Raw genomic sequence first — 9129 nt, forward strand, 5'->3', positions numbered from 1 at the left:
CTTCAAGATACATGTGCGGGGGGGCTCGCCTTCCTCTCTCTTTTGTTTTCGCCCCCCCCCCCCCCCCCCCGCGATGGGGTCAACCGCGATTACAGCTCGACGCAGTCGAACTTCACATCGGTAGCCACGTCTTCGTCGTAGTTGACGTCAGCGCGTTCGAAACCGAACAGGTTGAGGAACTGCTTCTTGTAACCGGCGTAGTCGGTCAGCTCGAACAGGTTCTCGGTGGTCACCTTCGGCCACATGGCACGGCAGGCGTCCTGCACATCATCACGCAGTTCCCAGTCGTCCAGACGCAGACGGCCTTCCTCGTCCAGTGCAGCCGGCGCACCGTCCTCACGGTACATGCGGTCACGGAACATGCGGTCCAGCTGGTGCTGGGTACCTTCGTGGATACCCTTCTCCTGCATGATCTTGAAGACCATCGACAGGTACAGCGGCATCACCGGGATAGCCGAGCTGGCCTGGGTAACCACCGACTTCAGTACCGCAACGTTGGCACTGCCACCGACTTTTTTGCCCAGGCGCTGGGCGGTTTCGTCCAGGTCCTGCTTGGCCTTGCCCAGCGCGCCGTCCCAGTAGATCGGCCAGGTGATGTCGGAGCCGATGTAGCTGAAGGCCACGGTGCGGGCCTGAGGCGCCAGCACGCCGGCGGCGTTCAGGGCATCGATCCACAGCTCCCAGTCCTGGCCGCCCATCACGGTGACGGTATCGGCGATTTCCTGCTCGGTGGCCGGCTCGATGCTGGCCTCGATGATGGTGTCCTTGTTGGTGTCGATGGCGGTCGACTTGTACGGCTGGCCAATCGGCTTGAGCGCCGAGCGGATCACTTCACCGGTCTTCGGCAGCTTGCGCACCGGCGAGGCCAGGGAGTAGATGACCAGGTCGACCTGGCCGCCCATTTCGTTCTTGATCAGCTCGATGACCTTGGCGCGGGCTTCGTCGGAGAAGGCGTCACCGTTGATCGACTTGCTGTACAGGCCCTCGGCCTTGGCGAACTTGTCGAAGGCGGCGGCGTTGTACCAGCCGGCGGTGCCGGCCTTGGTCTCGGTGCCCGGCTTTTCGAAGAACACGCCCAGGGTGTCGGCCTTGAAGCCGAATGCCGCGGTGATGCGGGCGGCCAGGCCGTAGCCGCTGGAGGCGCCGATCACCAGGACTTTCTTCGGACCATCCTCGCGCACGCCCAGCTTGCGGGTGGCTTCGATCTGGTCACGGACGTTGAGCTCGCAGCCCTTTGGGTGAGTCGTGGTGCAGATGAAACCGCGAACCTTGGGATGAATGATGGCCAATGTCTGTACCTCGTCAGGTTTAGGCTGGGGAAGCGCCCCGGCAAAAATGGGGCGCTTCCGTTTGATCTAGAGGGTGAGACTACCCTCGCATGTCATCCGACACATATTACGGGGTGATCGGGGTGATGCAAAACACCAGCGCCCCTATCGGGGGGGGGGGGGGGGGCCCCCCCCCCTCCCCCCCCTCCCAACCCAGGCGGCGGGCGGAACACACCCCCCCCCCAACACCTTAGTGGTGTGAGGTGGGGGTGGGGGGTTTTCCCCCCCCCCCCGATAGGGCCATCAATCCTGCGCGAGTACCACCTTCAACCACTCCAGAAACCGCCGCGCCTGCGGATCATCCTGGCTGTCGCGATGCACCAGGCAACTCCACGCCGGCCCACGCACGCGCTGGGCAGACAACGCCTGCAACTGCCCCTGCGCCACCAACCGCTGCGCCAGCAGCTGGCTGACCAGGGCAATCCCCAAGCCTTCGCCCGCCGCCTCCAGCAGCAACCCCGGGTCGGAAAAATTCAGCCCCTTGCCCTGCTGCCCGACATCCTCGCCGCCTTCGACCTGCCAGTGGCTCCAGTCCATCTCCCGCTCGCCATGCAAGGTGGTGCGCCCCTGCTCGGCCAGGTCCGGGTGGCAGGCCGGGTACAGCAGGTCCTGGTGCAGCACACTGAAGCTGCATTCAGCCTGGGCGCCTATGTCATCGCGGATCGCCAGGTCGATGGTCTCGCTGGCCATGTCCGGCACCTCGAAGCTGGTGAACAGCCACAGGTCCACTTCTGGATAGCGCTGGTGAAAGTCCGCCAGGCGCGGCAGCAGCCAGTGCCGGGCGAACGCAGGGGTGGTGTTGACCACCAGTTGGTTGGGCTTGCGGTACTGGTCCAGCCGGCGGATGCCCACCGCCAGTTGCTGCAGCAAGGTCTGGGTGGTGCTGAGCAGATCGTGCCCGGCATCGGTAAGGCTGACGCTGCGCCCGGTGCGGTGGAACAGCGGTTGCTCCAGGTAGCTTTCCAGGCTGCGAATCTGCTGGCTGATCGCCGACTGGGTGAGGTTCAGGGCCTCGGCGGCCTTGTGGAAGCTGCCCAGGCGGGCAGCGGCTTCGAAACCGCGCAGGGCGTTGAGCGGGGGCCAGTGTTTGAGCATGCTGATAAGCCTGACTGATCAGAAATACGCTAAATCTATCGTTTGTCGCCCCCGCTTCATAGCCATAGCATTGACACCAACACCCGCGACGGCGGGCTTCGTTGATAACAATCCCTAATAGATCGGAGTTCACTATGACCCTGTCCCACGACAGCGGCTGGCGCATGCCTGCCGAATGGGCCCGCCACGCCGCCACCTGGATGATCTGGCCGCACAACCAACCGCTGTGGGAATCGGGCTGGGGCGTTACCCTGGCCGACGTGCAGCGCGACTACGCTCGGGTAGCTGCCGCCATCGCCCGCTTCGAGCCGGTGAAAATGGTGGTGGACCCGTCCGCCATGGCCACCGCCCGCGAGCTGTGCGGCGCCGGCATCGAGCTGATCGAACTGGCCGTCGACGACAGCTGGTGCCGCGACAGCGGGCCAAGCTTCCTGCTGCACCCGCAGCAAGGCGTGGCCGGCCTGAGCTGGCGCTTCAACGCCTGGGGCAACAAGTCCGAACACGGCAAGGACCGCAGCCTGGCCCGGCGCATCCTCGACCAGCTCGGTCTGGAAGGCTTCAGCACCCCGCTGTGCAACGAAGGCGGCGCCATCCATGTGGACGGTGAAGGCACGCTGATCACCACCGAATCGGTGCTGCTCAACCCCAATCGCAACCCGGGCCTGAGCAAGGCCGAGTTCGAAGATTGCTTCGCCCGCCTGCTGGGCATCCGCAAGACCATCTGGCTGCCCGGCGACCCACAATACGTGACCGGTGACATGACCGACGGCCATGTCGACGGCGTGTGTGCCTTCGCCCGCCCCGGCGTGCTGCTGGTGGATGCCACCCATGACAAGGATTCGGTGTACGCCGAAGTGGTCCGTGAGAACCGCCGTGCCCTGGAGCTGGCCACCGACGCCCAGGGCCGTAAGTTCGAGCTGCTCGACCTGTACGAGGCCACGGCGGCCGTGGACACCGACGCCGAGGTGTTCTGCGCCTCCTACACCAACTTCTACCTGGCCAATGGCGCGGTGATCATGCCGGCCTACGGCATCGACGCCGACCAGGCCGCCGCCGATCAGCTCGCCCATGCCTTCCCCGGCCGCGAAGTGGTGCCGGTGCGCATCGACCATATCGCCCACGGCGGCGGCGGCATCCACTGCATCACCCAGCAGCAGCCGGCCTGGCCGCTGCAAGGAGAACGCCCATGAGCACCCTGCGCATCGCCACCACCCAGATGGCCTGCAGCTGGGATGTGCCCGGCAACCTCGACCGTGCCGAGCAACTGGTGCGCCAGGCCGCCGCCGATGGCGCCCAGGTGATCCTGTTGCAGGAGCTGTTCGCCACGCCGTACTTCTGCATCGAGCAGTGCCACAGCCACCAGGCCCTGGCCGAGGACTACCACGACAGCCCGCTGCTGCGCCGCTTCGCCGCCCTGGCCAAGGAGCTGGGCGTGGTGCTGCCACTGAGCTGGTACGAGCGCGCCGGCAACGCCTTCTTCAACTCGCTGACCGTGGCCGACGCCGACGGCACGCTGCTGGGGGTTTACCGCAAGAGCCATATCCCCAACGCCATCGGCTACCAGGAGAAGGAGTACTTCAGCCCCGGCGACACCGGTTTCAAGGTCTGGGACACCGCCTTCGGCCGCCTGGGCATCGGCATCTGCTGGGACCAGTGGTTCCCCGAGACCGCCCGCTGCCTGGCGCTGATGGGCGCCGAAGTGCTGCTGTTCCCCACCGCCATCGGCTCCGAGCCCGGCGCCGCCGGGCTGGATTCGCGCGATCATTGGCAAATCGCCATGCGCGGCCACGCCGCCGCCAACCTGCTGCCGGTGGTGGCCGCCAACCGGGTCGGCGAGGAAGTGGCAAAAAGTGACAGCAGCCTGTCGATGCGCTTCTACGGCTCGTCGTTCATCTGCGACCACAAGGGCGCCCTGCTCGCCGAAGCCGACCGCGCCAGCAGTGGCGTGTGGCTGCACGACCTGGACCTGGCGCAGATGCGCGAGGACCGCCTGAGCTGGGGCGTGTACCGCGACCGCCGCCCCGACCTGTACGCGCCGTTGATGACCCTCGACGGCCGCACACCACACACCGAGAGGGCCTGAGCATGCCACGCCGTCCATCACAACTGCTGGCCATCGCCGCGCTGCTGGCCTGCACCGGTATCGCCCAGGCTGAGCAGGACGCCTTGCGCCTGTACAACTGGGCCGACTATTTCGCCGAAGACACGCTCAAGCGCTTCACCGCCGAAACCGGTATCCCGGTGATCTACGACGTCATGGACGGCAGCGAGGTGCTTGAGGCCAAGCTGATGTCCGGGCGCAGCGGCTACGACCTGGTGTTCCCCGGCGATACCGTGGCCGAGCGGCTGATGCGCGCCGGCAGCCTGCAGAAGCTCGACCGCAGCCAGCTGACCGCGCTGGACGACATCGACCCCAGCCTGCGCAAGCTGCACGACCAGTACCCCAAGGCCAGCCAGGCCACCGTGCCCTACACCTGGGGCACCATCGGCCTGACCATGGACGCGAAGAAGATCCGCGAGCGCATGCCCGACGCCCCGCTGAACAGCCTCGACCTGCTGTTCAAGCCGGAGCTGGCAACCAAGTTCGCCGACTGCGGCATCTCGATGATCGACTCGCCCGACGAAGTGCTGGCCGTGGTGCTGCACTACCTGGGCCGCGAACCGCGCAGCGCCAAACCCGATGACCTGGCCGCCGCCAGCGAGCTGCTCAAGGGCATCCGCCCCTATGTGAAGAAGCTGCAGTCGCAACCGGTGACCGAGCTGGTCAACGAAAACATCTGCCTGTCGCTGGGCTACAGCGGCGACGTGATCCAGGCCCAGCGCACCGCCGAAGCCGCCGGCAAGGCCATCGACTTCCAGTACCGCGTGCCCCGCGAAGGCACCACGGTGTGGATGGACACCATGGCCATCCCTGCCGATGCCAAGCACCCCGAGTACGCCTATCGTTTCATCAACTTCGTCATGCGCCCGGAAAACATGGCCGCGATCAGCAGTACCACCGGCTACCCCACCTCCAGCGCCAAGGCGCGCCCACTGGTGGACGCCCGGCTGCGCGACAACCCCGATATCTATCTGGACGAAGCCGCCTACGCCCGGCTGATCCCCGGCAAGGACATCCCCCAGGCCGACATGCGTGCGCGCATGCGTGTCTGGACCCGTTTCAAGACTGCACAGGACTGACCCCATGCCCACTCGCCGCACCTTCCTTCAACAGCTCAGCGTGGTCGCTGGCGTCAGCGCCGCCGCCAGCTTCGGCCTGCCACTGGGCAGCGCCCGCGCCGCCGAGGCCGGCCGCTGGTTCATGCCCGACGAGGGTGAAAAACAGCAGTGCGCCTACATCGCCTTCGGCGCCCAGGACGCCATCTGGGAAGACTTCACCGAAGACGTGCAGGCCGCGCTGGGCCGTATCGCCCGGGCCATCGCCGCCTACCAGCCGGTGACGGTGTTCTGCCGCGCCAGCGAACGCGATATCGCCGAGGAAGAGTGCGGCAGCCGCAACATCACCTATGTCGAAACCGAGCTGGACGACATCTGGATGCGCGACATCGGCGCCAACCTGGTGCTGGACGACGATGGCGCGCTGGGCGCGGTGGACTTCAACTTCAACGGTTGGGGCGGCAAGCAGCAGCACCGTTACGACGCCAAGCTGGCGGCGCGCGTGGCCAAGCTGGCCGGTGCCCAATACCAACGCAGCGAGCTGGTGGGCGAAGGCGGCGGCATCGAGGTGGACGGCCACGGCACCGGGATCATGACCGAGAGCAGCTGGATCAACCGCAACCGCAACCCCGACTGGAGCAAGGCCGAGGTCGAAGAGGAGCTGAAGGCGCGCCTGGGGCTGCGCAAGATCATCTGGTTGCCGGGCATCAAGGGCAAGGACATCACCGATGCCCACGTGGACTTCTATGCGCGCTTCGCCGCGCCCGGGGTGGTGGTGGCGAACCTGGACAACGACCCGGATTCCTACGACAACGCGGTGACCCGCAAGCACCTGGAGATTCTGCAGAACGCCACCGACGCCGATGGGCGCAAGTTGCAGGTGCATACCCTGTCGCCGCCGATGAAACCGCGCAGCAACAGGTTCAGCAAGGGCAACCCGGACTTTGCCGCGGGGTACATCAACTACTTCGTGATCAATGACGCGGTGATCGCACCGCAGTTTGGTGATCGCAGTGCCGATGAGAAGGCCCGGGCGTTGCTGGTGCAGTTGTATCCGGGGCGCACGGTGGTGCAGCTGGATATCGATGCGATTGCAGCGGGAGGGGGTGGGATTCACTGCGTTACCAACCAGTGCCCGGCGGTGTAGATACGATCATCGCGGGGCAAGCCCGCTCCCACGCAGAAGATACCTCCAAGAAGTTGGACACCCATCCAACCCTTGGGGCAGCTCACAGTCACAGCGATGCTTGCGTGGGAGCGGGCTTGCCCCGCGATGGCCCCTCAGCCTTTCACGGATCCTCTGACGACCGTCGCCGCCCGGTGACCATCGACAACGGCAGGTTCTCCCTCAAGCGCACACTCTCCACCAGCGCCGCCAGCAGGTGCACGCCAACCAGCGCCAGCACCGCGTCGGCCAGCCAGCTGTGCAGCGTCTCCAGCCACTCAGCGCCCCACAGGGCATCCACCTCCAGCATCATCCAGCCGGTCACGCCCAGGCTGGCGATGCCGGTCATCATCAGCACCATCACCAGCGCGCCGATCGGCGTATGCCCCAGGCGGTGAAAACGCTCGCCGCGCCAAAGCGCCAGCGCATGCACCCTCAACCGCGCCCGCGTGGGCCAGAAGTCCTTCCAGCGCGCACTGCGCGGCCCGACAAACCCCCAGCCAATGCGCAACACCAGGCAGGCACCGGCGTAGTAGCCCAGCCACTGGTGCCAGTCGTCACCGGCCTCGTTGAAGAAGTAATCGGCAAAGAACACCAGCGCCAGGGACCAGTGGCACAACCTCAGCAACGGGTCCCACAGGCGCACGCTGGCGGTCACTCATGCACCTCGCTCTTGACCGCCTTGCCGGTGACCGGGTCGTGGTAGATCTCGACCTTGCGCCCGTCCTTGTCGAAACCGTAGATCTCGTAGCAGTTGCCCTTGGTGATCTGGAACTTGTTGATCTTGTAGCCCTGCTCCTTGAGCTGGGCCTGGAACTTGTCGGCATCCTGCCAGGTGCTGCGGTCGGCCGTGGTGCATTCGGTCTTGGCAAAAGTGTTGGCGCTGGCGAGCAGCAGGGTGATGGCAATCACTGAGTAGCGCATGGCAAAAGGCTCCGCTCTGGTGGTTGGTAAACGCTCCCCCCCGAAGCTGACGCCAAGCTTAGTTGCGGCGCCGCGCAGGCGTGGCCCGCCGCCGCTTATTCATTTGAATTTCGGATCAATGGCAAAGAAAAACAAACTTCCCAAATCAGCACCCGGCAGGGATGCTGTGGCGATCATGAGCGTACCCCGGAGAACAACAATGAACGAAGTCGTCATCGTCGCCGCCACCCGCACTGCCATCGGCAGTTTCCAGGGGGCGCTGGCTAATCAGTCCGCCGTCGAACTGGGCGCTGCGGTGATCCGCCAGTTGTTGGCCCAGACCCAGCTGGACCCGGCCCAGGTCGACGAAGTGATCCTCGGCCAGGTGCTCACCGCAGGCGCCGGGCAGAACCCCGCCCGCCAGGCCGCGGTCAAGGCCGGCCTGCCCTATGAAGTGCCGGCAATGACCCTGAACAAAGTCTGCGGCTCGGGCCTCAAGGCCCTGCACCTGGCCGCTCAGGCCATCCGCTGCGGCGACGCTGAAGTAGTGATCGCCGGCGGCCAGGAGAACATGAGCCTGGCGCCCTACGTGCTGCCCTCGGCCCGCACCGGCCAACGCATGGGCCATGGCCAGCTGGTCGACAGCATGATCAGCGACGGCCTGTGGGATGCCTTCAACGACTACCACATGGGCATCACCGCCGAGAACCTGGTGGACAAGTACGGCCTCACCCGCGAGCAGCAGGACGCCTTCGCCGCCGAGTCGCAGCGCAAGGCCGTGGCTGCCATCGAGGCCGGGCGCTTCAAGGATGAGATCACCCCGATCCACATCCCGCAGAAAAAAGGCGAGCCGCTGGTGTTCGACACCGACGAGCAACCCCGCGCCGGCACTACCGCCGAGTCCCTCGGCAAGCTGCGCGCCGCGTTCAAGAAAGACGGCAGCGTCACCGCCGGCAACGCCTCCAGCCTCAACGACGGTGCCGCCGCGGTGCTGCTGATGAGCGCCAGCAAAGCCAAGGCCCTGGGCCTGCCGGTGCTGGCCAAAATTGCCGCCTACGCCAGTGCCGGCGTGGACCCGGCGATCATGGGCATCGGCCCGGTGTCGGCCACCCAGCGTTGCCTGGCCAAAGCCGGCTGGCAGCTTGGCGAGCTGGACCTGATCGAGGCCAACGAAGCTTTTGCCGCCCAGGCGTTGGCGGTGGGCAAGCAGCTGGAGTGGGATGCGGCCAAGGTCAACGTCAACGGCGGCGCCATTGCCCTGGGCCATCCGATTGGTGCGTCGGGCTGCCGGGTGCTGGTGACCTTGCTGCATGAAATGATCAAGCGCGATGCCAAGAAAGGCCTGGCCACCCTGTGTATCGGTGGTGGGCAGGGTGTGGCGTTGGCGATCGAGCGGTAATCGCAATCGCGGGGCAAGCCCGCTCCCACGCTAACCTTGCATGTGCAGGTCTCCCGTGGGAGCGGGATTGCAGATCGGAAGAG

9 protein-coding genes are annotated in these 9129 nt (G+C 65.8%); 5 read left to right on the forward strand and 4 right to left on the reverse strand.

All coding sequences use genetic code 11. The annotated features are described in order from the left end of the window. Positions 1–89: 89 nt before the first annotated feature. Positions 90–1289: an enoyl-ACP reductase FabV gene (gene fabV / locus ACO6VM_RS16210; protein WP_401058545.1), complete on the reverse strand. Its 1200-nt coding sequence runs from the start codon at positions 1287–1289 to the stop codon at positions 90–92. Positions 1290–1571: 282 nt separating this feature from the next. Beyond that, a complete protein-coding gene (locus tag ACO6VM_RS16215; protein WP_401058543.1) occupies positions 1572–2423 on the reverse strand; it encodes a LysR substrate-binding domain-containing protein in 852 nt (283 codons plus the stop codon). Positions 2424–2557: 134 nt separating this feature from the next. Between ACO6VM_RS16215 and ACO6VM_RS16220 the strand changes: the two genes are divergently transcribed. From ACO6VM_RS16220 to ACO6VM_RS16235, 4 genes are read left to right on the forward strand one after another with little or no spacing between them, the layout of a single operon-like run. Further along, entirely contained in the window at positions 2558–3613 is a 1056-nt protein-coding gene (locus ACO6VM_RS16220; protein ID WP_347150998.1) for an agmatine deiminase family protein, read from the forward strand. Continuing rightward, positions 3610–4506: an N-carbamoylputrescine amidase gene (gene aguB / locus ACO6VM_RS16225; RefSeq protein WP_258644834.1), complete on the forward strand. Its 897-nt coding sequence runs from the start codon at positions 3610–3612 to the stop codon at positions 4504–4506. Before ACO6VM_RS16220 ends, aguB begins: the two co-directional genes overlap by 4 nt. 2 nt (positions 4507–4508) lie before the next feature. Further along, positions 4509–5603 (forward strand): extracellular solute-binding protein, encoded by a 1095-nt coding sequence (locus ACO6VM_RS16230; RefSeq protein WP_401058541.1) that lies wholly within the window; start codon positions 4509–4511, stop codon positions 5601–5603. A 4-nt stretch (positions 5604–5607) separates the two neighbouring features. Beyond that, positions 5608–6726 carry an agmatine deiminase family protein gene (locus ACO6VM_RS16235; protein ID WP_401058539.1) on the forward strand — a complete coding sequence of 373 codons (1119 nt, stop codon included), beginning with the start codon at positions 5608–5610 and terminating at the stop codon, positions 6724–6726. Between the two features lie 142 nt (positions 6727–6868). On the opposite strand, the gene ACO6VM_RS16240 is transcribed toward ACO6VM_RS16235, so the two are convergent. Both ACO6VM_RS16240 and ACO6VM_RS16245 read right to left on the reverse strand, forming a co-directional pair. After that, entirely contained in the window at positions 6869–7402 is a 534-nt protein-coding gene (locus ACO6VM_RS16240) for a cytochrome b/b6 domain-containing protein (protein WP_401058538.1), read from the reverse strand. After that, positions 7399–7668 (reverse strand): PepSY domain-containing protein, encoded by a 270-nt coding sequence (locus ACO6VM_RS16245; protein WP_125462616.1) that lies wholly within the window; start codon positions 7666–7668, stop codon positions 7399–7401. The genes ACO6VM_RS16240 and ACO6VM_RS16245 overlap by 4 nt, the downstream gene beginning before the upstream one ends. Positions 7669–7867: 199 nt before the next feature. Between ACO6VM_RS16245 and ACO6VM_RS16250 the strand changes: the two genes are divergently transcribed. Further along, the gene (locus tag ACO6VM_RS16250) at positions 7868–9046 is read left to right on the forward strand and encodes an acetyl-CoA C-acetyltransferase (RefSeq protein ID WP_401058536.1); all 1179 of its coding nucleotides are present in this window, start codon (positions 7868–7870) and stop codon (positions 9044–9046) included. Positions 9047–9129: the final 83 nt, after the last annotated feature.

It is taken from the genome of Pseudomonas sp. GZD-209 (assembly GCF_049310485.1).
In the GTDB taxonomy this organism is placed as follows: domain Bacteria; phylum Pseudomonadota; class Gammaproteobacteria; order Pseudomonadales; family Pseudomonadaceae; genus Aquipseudomonas; species Aquipseudomonas sichuanensis.

Bases quoted from the DNA above. Each gene is read 5' to 3' on its own strand.
- ACO6VM_RS16245 (WP_125462616.1), bottom strand. From the start codon at position 7,668: ATGCGCTACTCAGTGATTGCCATCACCCTGCTGCTCGCCAGCGCCAAC.
- aguB (WP_258644834.1), top strand. From the start codon at position 3,610: ATGAGCACCCTGCGCATCGCCACCACCCAGATGGCCTGCAGCTGGGAT.
- ACO6VM_RS16230 (WP_401058541.1), top strand. From the start codon at position 4,509: ATGCCACGCCGTCCATCACAACTGCTGGCCATCGCCGCGCTGCTGGCC.
- ACO6VM_RS16250 (WP_401058536.1), top strand. From the start codon at position 7,868: ATGAACGAAGTCGTCATCGTCGCCGCCACCCGCACTGCCATCGGCAGT.
- ACO6VM_RS16215 (WP_401058543.1), bottom strand. From the start codon at position 2,423: ATGCTCAAACACTGGCCCCCGCTCAACGCCCTGCGCGGTTTCGAAGCC.
- ACO6VM_RS16235 (WP_401058539.1), top strand. From the start codon at position 5,608: ATGCCCACTCGCCGCACCTTCCTTCAACAGCTCAGCGTGGTCGCTGGC.
- ACO6VM_RS16220 (WP_347150998.1), top strand. From the start codon at position 2,558: ATGACCCTGTCCCACGACAGCGGCTGGCGCATGCCTGCCGAATGGGCC.